The following is a 20,381-nucleotide window of genomic DNA, read 5'->3' as shown; positions in this document are numbered from 1 at the left end:
ATAAGCATATAAGCAAAATTAATTATTAATATATGGAGTTTAGAATGAAATTTATAGGAATTAGAACTTTAAAAACAGCTATAGGAACTGTTATAGCTATGTTAATTGCAAAGGAAATTGGCCTTAGCTACTGGGTTTCAGCTGGAATAATAACAATATTGAGTGTACAAAGTACAAAAAGAGAATCTTTTAAAATAGCTATGAAAAGAATAGAATCTTTTATTGTAGCTTTAATAGTATCCTCTATTTTGTTTTTAACTTTAGGTTTTAATCCAATTGTTTTTGGATTATATCTTTTGATATTTATACCACTTACAGTTAAATTAAAAATTACAGATGGAATTGTTGTAAGTTCTGTTTTAGTTACTCATCTTTTAATTGAAAAGGTGGTTAATCTTTATTGGATTACAAATGAATTAGGACTTATGCTAGTTGGAGTTTTAGTTGCTTTAGTTTTAAATAGTTATATGCCAAAAAATGAAGAAAAAATAAAAGAAGATATAGATTATATTTCAGAGAAAATAAAGGAAATATTTATGGATATGGCCTATTCATTAAGAACTCATAGTGTTTCTATAAAGGAACAAAAGCTCTTTGATGAACTTGAGGAGAGAATAAATATCGCTAAAAAAAGAGCAAATGATAATTATAATAATTATTTATTTTCAGATTTTAAATATTATATACATTATATAGATATGAGAGAAGTTCAACTTCAAATTTTAAAGTATATGAGAGAGCATTTTTCAAGAATTTCTAAAACTGTAGAACAGACAGAATTAGTTGCAAACTTTACAGAGGAATTAGCTTCAGTTATAGGAAAAGAGGTTAATATAAATATTTTACTAAACAGATTAGAAAGATTAAAAAGAGAACTTAGTAAACAAGAATTACCAGTTACTAGGGAAGAATTTGAAAATAGAGCAATGCTTTTTCAGTTTCTTAATGATTTAGAACTATTTATAAAAACAAAAAATAAATGTTATATTAGCAAGTAAATATTAATTTTTAAAAAAAGCTTAGATATTCTTTAAACGAATATTAACAAAATTAAAATAGCATAAAATACTTAAATAAGTTAGAATAATCAATATAGATTTATAAATTTAATTGTTAATGGTTAGATTTTGGTTCTTACACTCATTTTAAGGGAGGCATAAAATGAACAAGAAGTACTTTAAAGAGATCTTTATTAACAAAAAAACTTTAATTAATTTAGGGATTAATATCTTTTTATGGATTTCTCTATCTTTTATTTTAGTTTTTTTAGGGGAGTCTTTTCACAGAGGTTCTATTGAAAATGGTAAAAAATTTTTAATAGGGGAAACCAACATATTTATTTTTAACTATTTAATATTTTTAATGTTTACTTCAATAGCTTTCTTCTTTAAGAAAACTAGACTAGTATATGCAATAATAAGCATAGTGTTATTAGGTTTTTATGCAGTAAGTGGTTTAATGGTAAGTTTTAGAGGTACCCCACTTATATGGGCAGATATGTTTTCTTTTAAAGAGGGTTTAGCCATTGCAGGTAACTATTTAAATTTAAGTCTTTTAAAATATGTTATTATAGGGTTTTTTGTTATAATTGTTATATTAGGGATTTTATGGTTTACAGAAAGATATAAGAGCAGAAATAAGATTTTAAATCCTTATGGATTTATAGTTTTTCCATTGAGCGTTTTATTAGTTAGTTCATTTTTTGTAGTAGCAAAAAATCATATAGATGTTTTAAGGTGGGATATACCAACTTCTTATGCTAAAAATGGATTTATATATTCATTTTTAGATACTGCAGCGGGATTTAAGGTTGAAGAACCTGAAAATTACAATAAAGATTCTATTGATGATATAAAAAATAATATATCTGAAGAAAAAAAATTAGCAAGTAATAGTGAACAAATGGTAACTGCTAAGCCAGCAAGACTTCCAAATATAATAATTGTTCAGTTAGAATCTTTTATGGATTTAGAAAGGATAAATGGATTAACCTTTGAGGAAGATCCAATTCCTACCTTTAGAGAGGTGGCTTCTGAATCAACTCATGGATTTTTAAAGGTTCCAACTTATGGTGGAGGAACAGTTAGAAGTGAATTTGAGGTTTTAACAGGACTTAGTACAGATTATTTACCAGTTGGAGAAATACCTAATAATAATATTTTAAAGAAACAACCAGTTGAAAGTTTAGCTTATATACTTCATGATTATGGATATGATACAAGTGTTATTCATAACTATGAGGGTAACTTCTATAATAGAGATACAGTTTACCCTAACTTAGGTTTTGATAGATATATTTCTATGGAATATATGGACAAGCCAACTAATGAAGAAGGTGAATTTCCAGAGGATGTATTAAATATAAAACCTATAGAAAGTATTTTATCTAGTAGCGATAAGCCACAATTTATTTATAATGTAACAGTTGAAAGTCATGGAGGATATTCTTCTTCAGATTTTGAAGAATATACAGTAGATGGAGATTTAGATAATGAAGAAAGAAATGAGCTACAATTTTACATTAAAAAGTTACAAGGTGTAGATGAATATATAAAGGAGCTTATAGATTACGTTGAAGAATCAGGTGAGCCTACAGTTATTGCAATGTTTGGAGACCACCTTCCATCTTTAAAGGTTATAAATGATGATGAAAGTGTTTTAAAAGAAGGAGATAAATATTTATCAGACTTTTTCATCTGGGATAACATAGGACTTGAAAAGGAAAATGTAAATATGGAAGCTGAGGAGTTTACTACTTATATATTAGACAAGCTTAATATGGTATCTGGAGTAATGCCAAATTTCCATAATTCTTTTAAAAATAGTGAAGACTATAATGAAAAGTTTGAACTTCTTCAATACGATATGTTATTTGGAGATAAGTATATTTTAAGTGATAATAAAGAAAAGTATAAAAAGACTAATATGGATATGGGCTTAGAGAAAGTAACTTTAGATAATTATTATATAGATGGTGATACTTTAGAGGTTAGAGGCAAAAACTTTAACTATAAAAGCAAGATTCTTATAAATGGTAAAATAAAGGAAACTGAGTTTATTGATGAAAATACTTTATCAACAAAGGATATACCATCTAACATGAAGGAAATATCTGTTGGTCAAATTGGAAAGTATGATAAAATTTTAAGTAGTAGTAATTCTATAACTATAAAATAAATAAAATGGGAAGGCTATTTTTGAAATAGCCTTTTTATTTTTTTATATTTTATCTTTTAAGAATAAAATGTAAATGATATACTTAATTTAAGAATTACTAAATTATACTATAATTGTAAGAGGTGGATATTATGAATATAATAAAAAAAGATGGAAGAATTGAGGAATTTAAATTAGAAAAACTATCAACTAGTTTATGTAATGCTGCTAATGATATAGACTTAACTTTAAATAAATCAGATATAGATATAATTGCTAAGGATGTAGAAAATACTTTACTTTTTTTAAGAGGAGAAAATAAAGAAACTTCAAGTTATGAAGTAATAGGAATTTTAATTGAAGCATTAAAAAATGAAAAATTTAGTGAAGTTTTAAAAGCTTATATTACATATAAAAAATAAAATTTTTTTAGTTAATTTATTAAGGGGAAATGGGAGAGAAGAATATTATGATTAAAAAAATAGTTGTAGCATCATGTTTAATATTTACTTTAGGTTTTGTAGGCTGTGGAAATAATACTTTAATAGATCAAGGAAAAGAAGCTATAAAGGAAGGAAATTATGAGGAGGCTACAGCAATTTTTAAAACTGCTAGCGAAGAAGACTCAAAGGATAAGGAAGAGGCTACAAGTCTTTATAATTTAACTTACGATTATGTAGTAGCAACTAAAGCCTATAAGGATTTTAAATTAGATGTTGCTTTAGATAGTTTAAAAAAGGTTGAAGAAAATAAAAACGAAGCTTTAATAAGTGGAGAAGTTAAAAATTTAAAAGATGAAATAAATAAGGATAAAAAGGCTATTGATGATTTTTATTCAGATATGGAAAAGGTTAATGATTTAGAAAATGAAGGTAAGTTTTCAGAAGCTAGAGATATTTTAACTAAATCCATAAAAAATATTTCTTATTTAGGAAATAACGTTAAAGATTTATTAGAAAGTGGTAATTCTAAATTAAAGAGTTTAGATGAAAAAATAGATTTAGAGGAAAATAAAAAAAATGAAGAAAAGCCTAAAGAAAAGCAAGAAGAAAACTTAAGTAGTAAAGCCTTAAATACTGTAGAGAATTTAGGGGTTGTTAAAAAAGACCAATTTTTAAAATTAAAATCTGATGAAGTTTATGACTTTGGTGATGGAAAAGTTGGTTTTATAATAAATAAATATTATCAACCACAGGGAAAACCAGAACCTGCCTTCATATGTCAATACTTAGTAGATAAAGAGAACTGGAAGGTAGTAGAAGTAAAAGATGGTATAAAAAAAGAATTAAATTAAAAATAACCTAGAGAGTTTTCTCTAGGTTATTTTTAATTTAAACTTATGTTCCTTTATGCAGTATTTAAATAAAACCTTTCCTTCTATGTGAGAACCCTTTATTAAGCCAAGGTCTCTTGAATCTAAACTAACATTTCTATTATCACCCATAATAAAAAATTTATCTTCTGGTATTTTAAGTTTAAGAGGATAAGCGTTGGTCATTTTTTCTTTTATATAGGGTTCAGAAAGTTTTTTATTATTTATATAGATAGAAGAGTCCTTAATTTCTATAAGGTCTCCAGGCATACCTACAATTCTTTTTACTAAATAGCTATCATATTTTAAAGGAGAATAGATATTTACTATGTCCTGTCTTTTAGGACTTTGAGAATTATAGGATTTTTTATTTACAATTAATATATCACCATCATGAATGGTATTTTCCATAGAGGAACCAATAACAATTGCTATGTTAATGTTATTTAAGAAAAATATTAAAATTAAGGATAGCATAATGAAAAAGCCAATTAAGAGGTTGAGAATTTTATTTGATATTTTTAATTTGTTATTTAAAAATTTCATAGATAAGAATCCTTTATTAAAATTAATATAGTATAGAATATTTTATTTTAATAGAAATAAGAACTATAATTTACTTTAAGTTGAATTTTTGTGATTCCTTTAATATAATTAATCTAAGTTATATTTATATATGATTTTGGTAACGTTACCGAAATTTAAGGGAGAGATTTTATGAGTAAAAATTTTAATTCTAAAGAGTTTAATGAAAAATTTTATTATGAGGGAGAACTTGGGATTATATATAGCAAGGAGAAAACAATATTTAGAGTTTGGTCTCCTGAAGCTTTAAGTTTAGAGCTTTTACTTTATAAGGATGGAAATACAGATACCTTAATAGAAACTTTAAAACTTCATAAAAAAGATAAAGGACTTTGGGAAGTTGAAAAGATGGGAGATTTAAATGGTGTTTATTATAAATATCGTATTATAGTAGAAGGCTTTTGTAGAGAATTTGTTGACCCATATGCTAAGGCTTTAGGAGTTAATGGGTATAGAGGAATGGTTATTGACTTAGATAAAACTAATCCTAAAGGGTGGAAAGAGGATAAAAAACCTTATCTTAAAGATTATTTAAGCTCAATTTTATATGAAATGCATATAAGAGATTTTTCAATAGATGAAAGTTCAGGGGTTTCCTTAAAAAATAGAGGAAAATTTTTAGGGGTTGTAGAGAAGGGTACAAGGATTCCTAAGACAGAGGTTAAAACTACTTTAGATCATTTAAAAGAATTAGGTATAACACATGTTCATTTATTACCAGCTTTTGATTTTGCAACTATTGATGAGGAAAATTTAGATAAAGAGCAGTATAATTGGGGATATGACCCTTTAAATTACAATGTGCCTGAAGGGTCATATTCTAGAAATCCATATAAAGGAGAAGTTAGAATTAAGGAATTTAAGGAAATGGTATTTAAGCTTCATAAAGCAGGAATAAGAGTTGTTATGGATGTTGTTTATAATCATACGTACTCTTTAGAAAATTCTAATTTAAATCTATCCTATCCTAAATATTATTATAGGCAAGATGAATTTGGAAATTTTACTAATGGTTCTGGTTGTGGAAATGAATTAGCTTCAGAAAGACTTATGGTAAGAAAGTACATTATAGATTCTATAATGTACTGGGCTAAAGAATATCATATAGATGGTTTTAGATTTGATTTAATGGCTTTACATGATATTGAAACCTTAAAAGAAATAAGAAAAGAGTTAAATAAAATAGACCCTTCAATATTAATATACGGAGAAGGATGGAATGGAGGAGAATCACCTCTTCCTAAAGATAAAGCTTCTTTTAAATGTAATATAAAAGATTTTGATAAAATGCAAATAGGTGCTTTTAGTGATGATATGAGAGATGGAATAAAGGGTCATGTATCAAATTTAAAGGAAGGTGGATTTGTAAACTATGGAGAGAATTTTGAGGAAAGTATTAAGTTTGGTATAGTTGCATCTATTTATCATAAGGATATAGATTATAATAAGGTAAATTATTCAAAAGCTCCTTGGGCTAAGGAACCTTATCAAACAGTAAATTATTGTTCATCTCATGATAATAATACCTTATATGACAAGCTTAAAATTGTTTGTGAAAATGCAACAAGAGAAGAAATTTTAGCTATGAATAAATTAAGTGCAGCTATTTATTTAACTTCTCAAGGAATTCCTTTTATACATTGTGGAGAGGAGTTTTTAAGGAGTAAATTTAATGAAAAGGGAGAAATTATAGAAAATAGTTATAATTCTAATGATTTTGTAAATAAAATTAATTGGAATGATAAAGTAACTAATATTGATTTATTTAAATATTATAAGGGCTTAATAAGTTTAAGAAAAAAATATTCCTTATTTAGATTAAATAGTAGTGAAGAAATAAGGGGGAAAATATTATTTATAGAAGAAGAAATTTGTGAAAATAAAAAAGGAATAGTTGCCTATAGTCTAAAAGATACTATAGATGAATTTATATTAATTTTTAATAGTGGAGAGAAAAGAGAAGTAAAATTACCTAAGGGAGTTTGGGGAGTTTTAGTAAATAAATTTTTTGCAGGTACTAATATTGTTTGTAAGGAAGAAAATGTTTTAAATTTATCAGAAAAGTCTGCATGGATTCTTAAAAAGCTTAATAATTAAAGTTTCTTAATTAAAAAATAACTTTTAAATCTTAATTTGTTAATATAAGTTTAATTTAAAGAATTTGTAACAAAAAAACTTTTTTTAAGTTTTATTATAGATAAGAGAGATTAAGAAATTATATAGACATGGAGATGAATTTTGTGAGTAACAGAGTAAAAAAAGGAAGACAGAGTAAGTATTTTAAAAGAAGAGTTGCAGTTCTTTTAATAGGGCTTGTTGTTTTAATTGTTTTAGGTTTTGGAATAAAATCAATATTCTTTAACAAGGACAATAAAGATACTGTAGCTTTAGCTAAGGAGGAAACAAAGAAAGAGGAGCCAAAGGAAACAGATATAATGCCAAATGGAAATATAATTTATGGTGCAGATTCTTATGCAGTTAGTGCCGATGAAGTTGAAAAAATGCTTCAAGGAAAAGCTTCAGATGATAATAAAGAGATATTTTTAACCTTTGATGATGGCCCAAGTGAAAATACAAGAGAAATTTTAAAGATTTTAAAAGAAGAAGGTGTACATGCTACTTTCTTTGATATAGGTTCTGCTTTAAAGGATAATAAAGAAAATCAAGAGCTTTTAAAGCAAGAAATAGAAGAAGGGAATGCTATAGCAAGTCATAGTTTTTCTCATGATTACAAAGTTATATATCCTGGAAATTCCGTTGATGTAAATAAGTTTATGAGTGAATTAAATGAAACTAATGAAATAATGAGAAGTGTTTTAGGGGATAATTTTAATGCTAGAGTTATTAGAATGCCTGGTGGATATATGTCTAGAAGATATTATAAAGACCCTAACTTAAAGGCTTTAGATGAAGCACTTGCAAAAAATAATATAGTCAGTATAGATTGGGATGCTGAAACAGGAGACGCAACAGGTAGACATTATACTATAGATGAGTATGTTCAAAATTCAGCTAAGAATATAGATACCTTAAATCATGTTATTTTATTAATGCATGATGCAGCTGCGAAAAAAGAAACTGTACAAGCTTTACCAGCTATAATTAAATTCTATAAAGACCATGGTTATGCCTTTAAGGTAATAAAAAATACACCTGTAGATAGTAGTAATTCTCAAAGTGGAGATAATGCTTCTAAAGAACAAAATAATGGTTAAAATAAAGAAAACATATTATTTATTATAATAAAAGGTTTTAATAAATTTTTGTTTAATATAAATAAGAGAGCTAATTTTATGAATTTAGCTCTCTTATTTATTGTAACTTATTTTAAAAGTAAAAAATATAATAATTTAAGAAATGGATTTTGTTAAGGAGAAGAAATGGAAAATATAATTTATTATTATGGATGCGGAAATACATCAAAGGGCTTTAGGCCTCTTTATAATTCTATATTAAAGAAAGTAGAAAATATTTATCTGTTAAATGGAGGAAGCAATATCTTTAAAAGTAATTTTTTAAAAGAGTTTATTGAAAAAAATAAATCTTTTTCAAAAATTGAGGTTATTTTAAGTACTATAGATCTTAATGAAATAGAGGGTGTTATCTTAAGAGATAAAGATATAGCTGTCTTTAATGGAAGTCCTATGCACTCTTTTTTCAATTTAGATAAGGCTTTTCATAAAGTTAATATAATAGATTTAGATAGATTTTTATTAAAAGATAAAATAGAAGAAAATAGAGGATATTTAGAAAATTTAAATGATAAATTTAAAGGTTATATGGAAAAAGCTAATAGAGAATTTGAAATAGCCTTAAATATTCATGATGTTTGGGAGAGTATTTATTTTCCTTATTTAAATATAGAAAAGGCAAATAAACTAGCAGAGGATATTATTTTATTATTGTCTAAAAATGCTATAAAAAAAGAAGGAAAAGGAGATGTAACTGAAAGATATTTAGGTGGTGCTACTCCTTATGGAGCTAAAGATAAAGTACCTAGTATAACTTATGGATTAAAAAGATATTTTTTAAAGGGAAGGGCTGGAACTGGAAAATCCACTTTATTAAAAAAAATAGCTAAGGCTTTTTGTGATTTAGGATATGATATAGAGATTTATAATTGTGGGTTTGACCCAGATAGCAAGGATATGGTTATTTGTAGAGAATTAAACTTTGCAATTTTTGATAGTACAGCACCTCATGAATATTTTCCAAATTCTGAAGAGGATTATGTAATAGATGTTTATGATATATACATTGATGGAGATGTAGATGAAATTCATAAAGAGGAAATAAATAAAGTTTCTTTTGAATATAAAAAGCAAATATCTCTTGGAACTGAATTTTTGAAAAAAGGAGAAGAAGTTAAAAAGAAAATAGATAATATCTATTACAAATATTTTAATTCTAAGGAGGCTTTAAAATATTTAGATAGTTTATTTAAATAAATAAAAAGATGCTCTTCTTAAAATAAGAGAGCATCTTTTTATCATTTTATGCTTTATAATTTTATTATTTTTCCTCTAATAATCTTTGAATTATATGAGTTGCATCCATGTATGAAGCTACAGATTTATCGTAATTTAATCTGTTTATAATTTTAGCAATAAAATCAGATAAATCAACTGCTTTAAACCAAGGTGCAGGTTTTAATTCTTCAGGGATATAAGTTAAATTAGTTGAATAAACACTTTTTATTATTCCTTCTTCAAAGAATTTATTAAATTTTTCTAATCCTTCAGTAAAGAATGCAAAAGTAGTTGCTATGTAGACATTTCTAGCATTTCTTCCTTTAAGTTCTTTAGCAATATCAAGTACAGATTCACCAGAAGCTATCATGTCATCAACTATTAATACATCTTTTCCTGATACTTCTCTTCCCATGTATTCATGTTTTACTATAGGATTTTTACCATTAACTATACGAGAATGGTCTCTTCTTTTATAAAATAAACCAACATCAACTCCTAAAACGCTTGAGTAGTATATAGCTCTATCCATAGCACCAGTATCAGGGCTTATTACAAGTAGTTTTTCTTTATCAAGTTCTAAATCTTTTTCATTATTAATTAAAGCTTTAACTATATCATAAGTTGGGTAGAAGTTTTCAAAGGACATTAGTGGAATAGCATTTTGAACATTAGGGTCGTGAACATCAAAGGTTAAAATTTCATCAACACCTAATCTTTCAAGCTCTTGAAGTGCTAAAGCACAGTCTAAAGATTCTCTTCCTTTACGTCTATGTTGTCTTGATTCGTATAAAAGAGGCATTATTACTGTAATTCTTCTAGCCTTTCCTCTTATTGCAGAAACTGTTCTTTTTATGTCTTGGAAATGCTCATCAGGTCCTTTATGGTTTTCAAAGCCAAACATTTTATATGTACAACTATAGTTACCTATATCACAAAGAATGTATATATCTCTTCCTCTTACAGACTCTGGAATTTTAACTTTACCTTCACCATTTGAGAATCTTATTTCGTCAGTTTTAATTAAGAAAGATTCTTCACAATTTCTTTTCTCCTGTATAAGCTTGTCTATAGCGCTACCAAGTTCTGTGCAACTTTCTAGTGCTATAATACCTAATCCATGATTTTGTTCATTCATTCCTCTATCTCCTTTTTGATGATTATTTAAAATATTTATAATTGTAAATACTAAGATATATTCATTTATATTATATACGAATATTTTACTTTTAAAAATAGCAATTTATCATAAATTTGTACTAAATTTTATAAAAAATATTAAAATTTCTTTATCAGACTATTTAAATTTTTTAGAAATATGAATATTAAGTTAAATTCATTTAAAAATTAAATCATAAGTAATTACTTTTAAAAGTTATTATGTATTAATAATTAAAGTTAAATAGTTGTTAATATTTAAGCCTTAAGATAAAATTAGAATAAATATATAAAAATATAAAAGGAGGGAGCTTCATAAATAAGTTTTGAAGCGTAAGTTATGAGAGATAAAGATTTTGTAGAAAAGGAATTTTCTAAAATAGAAAAAAAACTAAATGAAGAATTTATTGGTCAAAAAACCTTTAATAATGAGTTATGTGATTATTTTAAAGAAAAAATAGAGGAAGATAGTAAAGGTATTTTACTTATAATAGAAGAAAGAGATATATTTAAAAATAGTGTGTTAAAGTATTTTTTTAATGAACTTAATTTTTATAAACTTATTAAAAATAATAAAATTGATGAAATAGATTTAGCAGCATATAAATTTAATTTAGGCTATAATGCCTTTTTAACAGATTTATATGAAAAGTTAAATAATGATTCTCAAGGTGTAGTATTTAAAAACACAGATAAGGCAAGTGAAGAAATTTTAAAGGTTCTTTCAGAAATAAAACCTAATTCTTGTTTAATGTTAAAGGATAATTATGTTATAAAAAATAAATTTTTGGTTGAAGCTAAAAATTTTGATAAAGAGGTTAATAAAAATGTTGTAAATAAAATTATCTGTAATAATAAGTTTTTTATTTTTCTTTATAATAAGGATAAAGATGAGGATGTTCAATACATAAGTAATAAGTTTTTAATAAATAAGGATAAAACTTTATATAGAAGGGCTTTAAGTGAAAAGGATAAAAATAAGGTAATAAAGAAGAAACTATTAAAAGAAATAGATAAGGTAAAGGAACAATTTGATATAGATATAATAATAGGTCTTGATGAAAATCAAGAAATTGATGAGAGAGCAGGACTTTGTAATTATATAGAAGATAATTTTAGGGAGAAGGGAAGTTTAAGCTTAGAAGAATACATATCTTATAAAATATGTAAGCCTATAATAAATGTAATTAGAAAAGAGTCTATTGAGGCAAACAGTAGATTACTTATATATGTAGAGGATGATAGTATTTATTGTAAATCTAATGATAAGATTTATAACTTAGGAAATTATACAAATCCAACTTTAGAGGAAGTTAGATATAAGTTAGAGTCAATAATTGGAATGAGGGAACTTAAAGAGTTTATAGATAAGATAGAAAATAACTTTAAGGTGCAAAAAATAAGAGAGAAACTTGGATTAAAAACAACTAAAATCTCTTTGAATATGATATTTGCAGGAAATGCTGGAACAGGAAAAACAAATGCAGCAAGAATAACCTTTGAATATTTATATGCTTTAGGAATGATAAAAGAAAATATATTTAAAGAGGTTAGTAAAGCAGATTTTATAGGGGATGGAATTAATGATACTGCAAGAAGAACAAATGAAATAATAGAATCTGCCTTAGGAGGAGTTTTATTTATAGATGAGGCATATTCTTTATGTAAGGATGAAAATGATAAAACAGGACATGAAATAGTAGATGCACTTTTAAAGGGAATAGAAGATAATAGAGATAATATAACAGTTATTTTAGCAGGATATGAAAAGGATATGGAAAAGTTTTTAAGTTTTAATCAAGGCTTAAAATCAAGATTTCCAAATGTAATAAAATTTGAAGACTATACCCCTTCAGAAATGTATGAAATAGCAGTTAACATTGCAAAATCTAAGGGATATAGAATTGCAAAAAATGCAAAGGCAGGGCTTATTGAATTATTTTCTAAAAATCAAATGGTAGGCAAAAGTGATTTAGGGAATGCAAGATTTGTTAGAAATATTGTAGAAAATGCTATAATGGATGCCTCTAAAAAATATTTAGTAAATAAGGAAAGAGCTATTGACCTTTTAGAGAAAGATAATTTTAACTTTAAGGTAAGTGCAAAATTTAATTTAGAAGAAAAATTAAAAGAAATAATAGGCCTTGATGAAGTTAAGGACTTTTTAAGAAGTCAGTATAAACTTATTATAGCTCAAGAAAAAAGAAAATCTGTTGGAGTAAACACAAAGATAGAACAAAATTTAAATATGGTTTTTGCAGGGAATCCTGGAACAGGAAAAACTAGTATAGCTAGATTAGTAGCTGAAATGTTAAATAGTATGGGTCTTTTAAAAATTGGACAGTTAATTGAAACTGATAGGTCAAGTTTTGTCTCAGAGATTCAAGGAGAAACTTCAAAGAAAACAGAGGAAAAATTTAAAGAAGCTATAGGTGGTGTTTTATTTATAGATGAAGCTTATACTTTAGCTAATGATTCTATAGGAAGGGAAGCTATAGAAACACTTTTAAAATTAATAGAGGATTATGCAGGAGAGGTAATAGTTATCTTAGCAGGATATGAGGAGGAAATGGAAAACTTTTTTGATGTTAATATAGGTTTAAGGTCAAGATTTCCTCTTTGGACTAAATTTGAAGACTATAATCCTAATGAACTTTTAGAGATGGCAATAAAATTAATAGAATCTAAAGGTTTTAAGCTTTCTAAAAATGCCTATTCAGAGCTTAAGAAAAATTTTGTTGATATATATGAAAATTCAGATGCTCAATCTGGAAATGGAAGAATGGTAAGAAATTATGTAGAACAACTTATAAGAAATCAAAGTATTAGAATTGCAGAAAGTGATATAAGTGTTTATGAAATGAATCTTATAAATACAAAAGATATAAAAGCTATGAATGCAATAAAATATGATAATCACTTTGACTTAGAAAAGAGATTAAATGATTTAATAGGTAATGAGGAACTTAAGGATTTTCTAAGAGGACAATATAAACTAATGAAAATAAGAGAAAAAAGAAAGAAGCTTGGTTTTAAAGTTGATTTAAATAAGTATATGAATATGGTATTTACAGGTGAGAGTGGAACAGGGAAAAAGACTGTTTTAAATATATATTCAGAAATGTTATATAGCATGGGAATAATTAAGGCTAAAAATATAGTTCAAATAGATAAGTATGAATTTATGGCTATGATTAACTCAGGTATGAAAGTAGAAGATATATTAAATAGGCATACTGGGAAAGTGCTTTATATAGATAAGTGGAATACTTTCTATGGAGAAGAAAGATATAATGAGATTGTATCAGACCTTATAAAATTTATAGATAGCAATAGTAATAGAATAATAATTGTCTTAGGTGGAATAAGAGGAAAAATGAAGGAGCTTATTTTAAGTAATGAGGGGTTAAATTATAGATTTCCTCTTTGGATTGACTTTGGCAATTATAATGAAAAAGAATTATATGATATTGCTTTAAGTACTTTAGTTAAAAAGGGCTTTACTTTAGAAGAGGAAGTTAAAAAAACTTTAGAAAACTCTATTGGGGATATGCAAAAGAAATTTGGAGAATTAGCTCTTAAAAATGGACTTATGATAAAGCAGTTTTTAGATAATTTAATAAGAGTGCAAAGTGTTAGACTTTGTGATGAAGGTTTTGATTCAAGTACAATAAATAAAATTACAGTAGAGGATATACAAAAAGGGGTAGAGTTGTTTTTAAAGAAGAACATAACACAGAATTAGGACTATTTTAAGTATAAAAGATAAATATAAAGTAATATAGATAAATAAAACCTAGTATAATATAAAGTTATACTAGGTTTTGTTTATTAGAGTTTTTATGAAATATTAAAGTAATTAAATTTTAATTTTTAATATTTTATAAAGTGATATAATTTTAAAACATAGAGTTAAATTTAATAAAATTTAATTTAAAAAATTAAAATAAAATTAAAAATAGGGAGGGAGTTTGAAAAGAGATTTTAATCTATTTTCAATAAATTTATATGGCTAAAAGAAAAAGGTTTATAAAATTTATATGTGGTGCTTTGATTAGTACATTAACAATTGGCTTTAGCACTGAAATTTTTGCAAAGGAGCAAAAAAGCGAAGCAGTAGTTACTTTAGGAGCTAATTTAACAGAGGCAGAAAGAGCAGAGATGTTAAAAGCTTTTGGAGTAAAAGAAAATCAAGTTAAAATAATAAATGTAACAAATCAAGATATAAGAGAACAGTTAGGTTTAGATACTAGCAAACCAATACCTAAAAGTAGTCAATCAATCTCTAGTTCTTATGTAGTTGTTAAGGATAAAGGTGGAATAAATGTAATTACAAATAACTTAACAGAAGTAACAGGGAGTATGCTTGCAAATGCACTTCTTACTTCAGGAGTAAATAATGCTGATGTAAAGGCTGATGCACCTTTTAAAGTTACAGGAACAGCAGCTTTAGCAGGAATATTAAAGGGTTTTGAAGATGCCTCTGGAGAGGAATTAGCTTTGCCAAAAAAGGAAGCTGCAAGAGAAGAAATATCATTAACTAACAATTTAAGTGATGCTAAAACTAAAGATGGAGAAACCTTAGGAAAAGATGAGGCCGCTGTAGTTGTAAATGATATTAAGACAGATGTAATAAAAGATAAACCTAAAAACGATGAGGAAATAGGGAAAATAGTAAATAATGTTACTAATAATTACAATATAATATTAACTCAAGGACAACAGGAGCAGACAATAAAATTTATGTCAAAAATAAATGATTTAGATTATAATTATGCTTCTATGAAAGAGTCTTTAAAGGACATGAATGAAAAGTTAAATAAGGTTTTAGAAGAAACAGGTAGACATTTAGAAGAAAGTGGTATTATAGAAAAGGCTTTAAATGGTATAAAAAATATTTTAGGAGATATAAAAGACTTTATAGTAAATATGTTTAGTTCAGCTAGTGAGAAGGTTAAAGATGGAATAACTTATGATGAAAATGGAAATATAATTATAAAGACTGGTAAAAATCAAGATGATTTAGAAAATCAAGAAAATATACAAGATAAACCTGAGGATAACTCTGAAAATACTACTAATACTAACAATAATAATAGTAATAACAATAATAACAATAATAATAACAATAATAATAACAATTAAAGAATTATCTTAAGAGCCTATGTGATTAAAAATTTTCATATAGGTTCTTTTAATATCCTTATTGTAAACCTTAAATAATTAATTGGTTGACAATAAGGGTTTCATACTATATTATAATATTTGTAAATTTAAAAAATATTTACTTAATATTTATAAAAGGAGAAGAACTAATTTATGCGTATTAAAACAAGAGATTTAACTCTTATACCTATTTTTGCAGCACTTACAGCTATAGGAGCTTTTATAAAAATACCAATTCCTATAGTACCATTTACTTTGCAATATTTTTTCTGTGCCTTAGGTGCAATATTACTTGGAGCTAAAAGAGGAGCACTAGCACAAATAGTATATGTTTTAGTTGGGCTTTTAGGAATCCCTATTTTTACGCAGGGAGGTGGACCTTCTTATATACTTAAACCTACCTTTGGATATTTAATTGGTTTCATATTTGCAGCTTATGTTATAGGAAAGATAAGAGAAAAATTAAAGGTTGTAAATACTAAGAATCTATTTTTTGCAGGAGTTTTAGGGCTTTTAGTAGTTTATTTATTTGGAGTATCTTATATGTATTTAATATATAATTTTTATTTAGGAAGTACTATGAGTGTTATTTCAGCTATAAGCATTGGTGCAATTTCATTTTTACCTAGCGATTTGTTATTAACATTTATAGTTGCTTTAGTTGGCTCTAAGTTATATGTGAGACTTAAGGCTTTAGGATATATTTAAAGATTGGGAGAGGATTTTATGAGTTTTATTTTAAAAATGAAGAATAAAGCTATAAATAATATAAAATTAACTAAGGAGGAGGCAATAAAACTTTTTTATAGTGATTTAGATTTACTGCTTAAAGAGGCTAATAATATTAGAAAAGAATTATGTGGAGATACTGTTGAGTTGTGTTCTATAATAAATGGTAAAAGTGGAGGTTGTAATGAAGATTGTGCTTTTTGTGCTCAATCTAATAATAACAATAGCAAAATAGAAGTTTATCCTCTTTTATCCTATGAAAAAATAAAAAGTATAGCTAAGGAAAACTGTAATGAAGGAGTTTATAGATTTTCTATAGTTACTTCTGGAAGAGGGCTTTATGGAAAAGACTTTGAAAAAGTTTTAGATTATTATTTAAGGTTAAATAATGATGTTAATATAAAGCTTTGTGCATCTCATGGAATAATAAATAGAGAAGCTTTAAAAAGATTAAAGGAAGCTAAAGTTAAAAGATATCATCATAATTTAGAGACTTCTAAAGAGTATTTTGAGAATATATGTAAAAGTCATACATATGAAGAAAGAATAAAGACTATAAAAAATGCTAAAGAAGTTGGCTTAGAGGTTTGTTCTGGTGGAATAATAGGTCTTGGTGAAAGTATAGAAGATAGAATTAATTTAGCCCTTACTCTTCGCGAACTTGAAATAAAATCAATTCCAATAAATATTTTAAATCCTATTAAGGGAACAAAGCTTCAGTATGTAGAACCCTTAAGAGAAGAAGAAATTTTAAGAACTATTGCTATTTTTAGATTTATAAATCCTAAAGCTAGAATAAGATTAGCAGGAGGAAGGAATTTTCTTGAAAATTTTGGAGAAAATGCTTTTAAAGCAGGAGCTAATGCTACTATAACAGGAAATTTATTAACTACCTGTGGAAATAAAATAAAAGATGATAAAAAATTAATAGAAGATTCTAATATGAGGGTTCTTTAATTATGAAAAAAGGTGTTTATATATTAGGAACAGATACTAATGTAGGAAAGACTTTTATAAGTGGGTTGATCTTAAAAGTTTTAATAGAGGAAGGGATAAAGGCAGTTTATTATAAAGCTGTTTTAAGTGGAGCTAAAAAAGAAAAGGAAAAGCTTCTTCCTTTAGATTGCATAGAAGTTATTAAACTTTCAAATATTAAAGAATCTTATGAAAAAATGGTTTCTTATGTGTTAGAAAATCCATATTCACCTCATTTAGCTAGTAAACTTGAAGAGGTTTCTATTAATATGGAAAAGATAAAAGAAGATTATGAAATTTTAAAAAATAAGTATGATTTTATTCTCTGTGAAGGTAGTGGAGGAGTAGTATGTCCAATAAGTTTATCTGAAAAAAATAGAATAATGCTAGAAGATATAGTAAAGGAATTTAAACTTCCAATTATTTTAGTTTCTAATAGTGGATTAGGTGCTATAAATCAAAGTTTTCTTACAATAAATTATTTAAAAAGCTTAAACTTGAAGGTGTCTTGTATAATACTTAATAATTTTAATGAGAATAATATTATACATAGGGATAATAAGAAAACCATAAAAAAATTAACAGGAATAAACAACATATTTACAGTAGAAAGCATAGAAAATATTGAGAGTTATAGTTTTAAAAATTTAAAGAAATTTATTTTCAAAAATTTAATTTATGAGTAAAAAAGCAGGTAATATATTAAAGAAAATAAGATAGGCTTAATATCTTATTTTCTTTTTTAATATTTTTTTGCAAAAACTGAAATTTATTAATATAAATTTTAAAATGTTTAAAAAATATATATTTTTTTAAAAAAATAATATTATTGGAATGAATTTTTAAAATTAATGATAGCAATATAATTATTTTATTATATATATTATAAAAAATATGAATTTAACTTATTTAAAAAAATAAGGTATTATAAATGTGTAAGGAGTTTGTTAAAAAATAAACTAACGATTATATGGTTTAAATTTTGGAGGTGTTTGAATGGGATACAAATTAAATTTAGAAGAAGTAAATAAGCTATTTGATGAGCTTAAGAAAGAGTATATAATTTATGCTCCAAAGAGATTTGAAAAACAAGGGAGATATTCCGATACAGATATTATAAAATATGATGTTATAGATAGAGTTGAGGATATAGTTTATGATGAAAAATCAACTTATCCAGTTAAAGAAGTAATTACTCCTATTTCTCAAACTTTATACTATTTTATAGAAGATGAATTTAGAGAAAGTAGAATGGATAGCCAAAAGAAAATTCTTATTTTTGCTAGACCATGTGATATAAATGCTCAAAGAAGACAAGATACTATATATCTTAAAAATGGTAACTTTGAAGATGTATTCTATAAAAGAATGAGAGATAGAGTTAAGTTTGTTTGTATAGAATGTACAGAAGGATGGGATACATGTTTTTGTACAACAATGAACAGTAACAAAACTGATGATTATAGCTTAGCTGTAAGATTTAATGAGGATAACTTACTTTTCAATGTTAAGGAAGAAGAATTAAATAAATATTTTGAAGGAAAGCAAGAAGCAGACTTTGAACTTCAATTTATTGAAGAAAATGAAGCTAAGGTTGAATTACCTGAAATAGAAAGTGTTGAAGTTTTAAATAAACTTAAAGAGCACAAAATGTGGGAAGAATATAATAAAAGATGTATTCAATGTGGAAGTTGTACAGTTGCTTGTAGTACATGTACATGCTTTACAACAAGAGATGTAGTTCATGATTCAAACCACAATATAGGAGAAAGAAAGAGAGTACAAGCATCTTGTCATGTAGATGGATTTGATGAAATGGCAGGAGGTCATTCATTTAGAAAAACTGCTGGAGACAAAATGAGATATAAAGTTATGCACAAAATTCATGACTATAAAGCTCAATTTGGAGAAGAAAATATGTGTGTAGGTTGTGGTAGATGTACAGACAGATGTCCTGAAAATATATCAATGACAGCATCTATAAACAAGGTTGCAAAGGCAGTAAAAGAAATCAAGGAGGAGATGTAAATGGAAAATGTTTTAACACCTAAAGCATGCGAAATAATAGATATAGTTAAGGAAACTGATAAGGAGTGGACTTTTAGAATTGCTTCTGACATAGTTCCTGAACATGGTCAATTTTTACAATTATCTCTTCCTAAAATAGGAGAAGCACCTATTTCTGTAAGTGGTTTTGGACCAGGATACTTAGACTTTACAATAAGAGCTGTAGGTAAGGTTACAGATGAAATATTTAAGTTAAAAGTAGGAGATAAGATTTCTTTAAGAGGAGCTTATGGAAAAGGATGGCCTGTAGAACAATTTAAGAACAAAAATGTAGTAATTGTTGCTGGAGGAACAGGGGTTGCACCTGTTAGAAGTTTAATAAACAAATTCTATGATGAGCCAGATTATATTGAAAGCTTAAGCTTAGTATTTGGATTTAAAAATTCAGAGGGAATACTTTTCAAAAATGATTTAGATAGATGGAGTGAAAGATTTAATACTATCTACACTTTAGATAATGATACAAAAGAAGGTTGGGAAACTGGACTTGTAACTGTTCATTTAAATAAGTTACCTTTAGAAGATTTTGGAGACAACTATGAAGTTATTATTGTAGGACCTCCTATAATGATGCATTTTACAGCTTTAGAGTTCTTAAAACTTGGAGTTCCTGAAGATAAAATATGGGTTTCTTTTGAAAGAAAAATGTCTTGTGCAGTTGGTAAATGTGGACATTGTAGAATAAATGAAACATATGTATGCCTTGAAGGTCCTGTTTTTAACTATTCAAAAGCAAAGGATTTACTAGATTAGGAGGAATTATT

Annotated in this window: 16 protein-coding genes; 14 read left to right on the top strand and 2 right to left on the bottom strand. The window is 26.0% G+C overall.

The window, feature by feature from the left end; translation table 11 throughout:
- The first annotated feature begins 44 nt into the window (after positions 1-44).
- From AC4FRL_RS03940 to AC4FRL_RS03925, 4 genes are all read left to right on the top strand, one after another.
- On the top strand, positions 45-998 hold the full coding sequence (locus AC4FRL_RS03940; RefSeq protein ID WP_491138906.1) for an aromatic acid exporter family protein: 954 nt from the start codon (positions 45-47) through the stop codon (positions 996-998).
- A gap of 163 nt (positions 999-1,161) precedes the next feature.
- Positions 1,162-3,177: an LTA synthase family protein gene (locus AC4FRL_RS03935; RefSeq protein WP_491138904.1), complete on the top strand. Its 2,016-nt coding sequence runs from the start codon at positions 1,162-1,164 to the stop codon at positions 3,175-3,177.
- Positions 3,178-3,308: 131 nt separating this feature from the next.
- Positions 3,309-3,578, top strand: a complete 270-nt coding sequence (locus AC4FRL_RS03930; RefSeq protein WP_491138902.1) for an ATP cone domain-containing protein — start codon at positions 3,309-3,311, stop codon at positions 3,576-3,578.
- A gap of 47 nt (positions 3,579-3,625) precedes the next feature.
- Entirely contained in the window at positions 3,626-4,450 is an 825-nt protein-coding gene (locus AC4FRL_RS03925) for an outer membrane protein assembly factor BamD (protein WP_491138901.1), read from the top strand.
- Positions 4,451-4,471: 21 nt separating this feature from the next.
- Here AC4FRL_RS03925 and lepB read toward each other — a convergent pair whose 3' ends face one another.
- The gene (gene lepB / locus AC4FRL_RS03920) at positions 4,472-5,014 is read right to left on the bottom strand and encodes a signal peptidase I (protein WP_491138899.1); all 543 of its coding nucleotides are present in this window, start codon (positions 5,012-5,014) and stop codon (positions 4,472-4,474) included.
- A 171-nt stretch (positions 5,015-5,185) separates the two neighbouring features.
- On the opposite strand from lepB, the gene pulA reads away from it, so the two are divergent.
- The 3 genes from pulA to AC4FRL_RS03905 all read left to right on the top strand — a co-directional run bounded on the left by pulA (position 5,186) and on the right by AC4FRL_RS03905 (position 9,501).
- Positions 5,186-7,150: a type I pullulanase gene (gene pulA / locus AC4FRL_RS03915; protein WP_491138897.1), complete on the top strand. Its 1,965-nt coding sequence runs from the start codon at positions 5,186-5,188 to the stop codon at positions 7,148-7,150.
- Between the two features lie 143 nt (positions 7,151-7,293).
- Positions 7,294-8,268, top strand: coding sequence for a polysaccharide deacetylase family protein (locus AC4FRL_RS03910; protein WP_491138896.1), 975 nt, complete (start codon positions 7,294-7,296; stop codon positions 8,266-8,268).
- A gap of 165 nt (positions 8,269-8,433) precedes the next feature.
- The gene (locus tag AC4FRL_RS03905; protein WP_491138895.1) at positions 8,434-9,501 is read left to right on the top strand and encodes a PRK06851 family protein; all 1,068 of its coding nucleotides are present in this window, start codon (positions 8,434-8,436) and stop codon (positions 9,499-9,501) included.
- A gap of 64 nt (positions 9,502-9,565) precedes the next feature.
- On the opposite strand, the gene AC4FRL_RS03900 is transcribed toward AC4FRL_RS03905, so the two are convergent.
- Positions 9,566-10,660, bottom strand: coding sequence for a ribose-phosphate pyrophosphokinase (locus tag AC4FRL_RS03900; protein ID WP_491138893.1), 1,095 nt, complete (start codon positions 10,658-10,660; stop codon positions 9,566-9,568).
- A 360-nt stretch (positions 10,661-11,020) separates the two neighbouring features.
- On the opposite strand from AC4FRL_RS03900, the gene AC4FRL_RS03895 reads away from it, so the two are divergent.
- The 7 genes from AC4FRL_RS03895 to asrB all read left to right on the top strand — a co-directional run bounded on the left by AC4FRL_RS03895 (position 11,021) and on the right by asrB (position 20,370).
- On the top strand, positions 11,021-14,425 hold the full coding sequence (locus AC4FRL_RS03895) for an AAA family ATPase (RefSeq protein ID WP_491138892.1): 3,405 nt from the start codon (positions 11,021-11,023) through the stop codon (positions 14,423-14,425).
- A 305-nt stretch (positions 14,426-14,730) separates the two neighbouring features.
- Positions 14,731-15,825 (top strand): DUF1002 domain-containing protein, encoded by a 1,095-nt coding sequence (locus AC4FRL_RS03890; protein ID WP_491138890.1) that lies wholly within the window; start codon positions 14,731-14,733, stop codon positions 15,823-15,825.
- 174 nt (positions 15,826-15,999) lie between these two features.
- Complete coding sequence (locus AC4FRL_RS03885; protein ID WP_491138888.1) at positions 16,000-16,554, top strand: biotin transporter BioY; 555 nt, start codon at positions 16,000-16,002, stop codon at positions 16,552-16,554.
- Between the two features lie 18 nt (positions 16,555-16,572).
- Positions 16,573-17,532 (top strand): biotin synthase BioB, encoded by a 960-nt coding sequence (bioB, locus tag AC4FRL_RS03880; protein ID WP_491138887.1) that lies wholly within the window; start codon positions 16,573-16,575, stop codon positions 17,530-17,532.
- 2 nt (positions 17,533-17,534) lie between these two features.
- Positions 17,535-18,236, top strand: a complete 702-nt coding sequence (gene bioD / locus AC4FRL_RS03875) for a dethiobiotin synthase (protein WP_491138885.1) — start codon at positions 17,535-17,537, stop codon at positions 18,234-18,236.
- A 310-nt stretch (positions 18,237-18,546) separates the two neighbouring features.
- Positions 18,547-19,578, top strand: a complete 1,032-nt coding sequence (asrA, locus tag AC4FRL_RS03870; RefSeq protein ID WP_491138883.1) for an anaerobic sulfite reductase subunit AsrA — start codon at positions 18,547-18,549, stop codon at positions 19,576-19,578.
- The gene (gene asrB, locus AC4FRL_RS03865) at positions 19,579-20,370 is read left to right on the top strand and encodes an anaerobic sulfite reductase subunit AsrB (RefSeq protein WP_491138882.1); all 792 of its coding nucleotides are present in this window, start codon (positions 19,579-19,581) and stop codon (positions 20,368-20,370) included.
- The last annotated feature ends 11 nt before the right edge of the window (positions 20,371-20,381 follow it).

This window comes from Clostridium sp. TJA032, from assembly GCF_058310275.1.
The sequence above is the reverse complement of the archived record's forward strand: the minus strand, read 5'-3'. Positions and strand labels throughout refer to the sequence as shown.

What these genes read in the sequence shown, in the direction of transcription:
- AC4FRL_RS03930 (WP_491138902.1), top strand. Translation starts at nt 3,309, where the DNA reads ATGAATATAATAAAAAAAGATGGAAGAATTGAGGAATTTAAATTAGAA.
- asrB (WP_491138882.1), top strand. Translation starts at nt 19,579, where the DNA reads ATGGAAAATGTTTTAACACCTAAAGCATGCGAAATAATAGATATAGTT.
- AC4FRL_RS03935 (WP_491138904.1), top strand. Translation starts at nt 1,162, where the DNA reads ATGAACAAGAAGTACTTTAAAGAGATCTTTATTAACAAAAAAACTTTA.
- lepB (WP_491138899.1), bottom strand. Translation starts at nt 5,014, where the DNA reads ATGAAATTTTTAAATAACAAATTAAAAATATCAAATAAAATTCTCAAC.
- AC4FRL_RS03940 (WP_491138906.1), top strand. Translation starts at nt 45, where the DNA reads ATGAAATTTATAGGAATTAGAACTTTAAAAACAGCTATAGGAACTGTT.
- pulA (WP_491138897.1), top strand. Translation starts at nt 5,186, where the DNA reads ATGAGTAAAAATTTTAATTCTAAAGAGTTTAATGAAAAATTTTATTAT.
- AC4FRL_RS03905 (WP_491138895.1), top strand. Translation starts at nt 8,434, where the DNA reads ATGGAAAATATAATTTATTATTATGGATGCGGAAATACATCAAAGGGC.
- bioB (WP_491138887.1), top strand. Translation starts at nt 16,573, where the DNA reads ATGAGTTTTATTTTAAAAATGAAGAATAAAGCTATAAATAATATAAAA.
- AC4FRL_RS03900 (WP_491138893.1), bottom strand. Translation starts at nt 10,660, where the DNA reads ATGAATGAACAAAATCATGGATTAGGTATTATAGCACTAGAAAGTTGC.
- bioD (WP_491138885.1), top strand. Translation starts at nt 17,535, where the DNA reads ATGAAAAAAGGTGTTTATATATTAGGAACAGATACTAATGTAGGAAAG.
- AC4FRL_RS03925 (WP_491138901.1), top strand. Translation starts at nt 3,626, where the DNA reads ATGATTAAAAAAATAGTTGTAGCATCATGTTTAATATTTACTTTAGGT.
- AC4FRL_RS03885 (WP_491138888.1), top strand. Translation starts at nt 16,000, where the DNA reads ATGCGTATTAAAACAAGAGATTTAACTCTTATACCTATTTTTGCAGCA.
- AC4FRL_RS03895 (WP_491138892.1), top strand. Translation starts at nt 11,021, where the DNA reads ATGAGAGATAAAGATTTTGTAGAAAAGGAATTTTCTAAAATAGAAAAA.
- asrA (WP_491138883.1), top strand. Translation starts at nt 18,547, where the DNA reads ATGGGATACAAATTAAATTTAGAAGAAGTAAATAAGCTATTTGATGAG.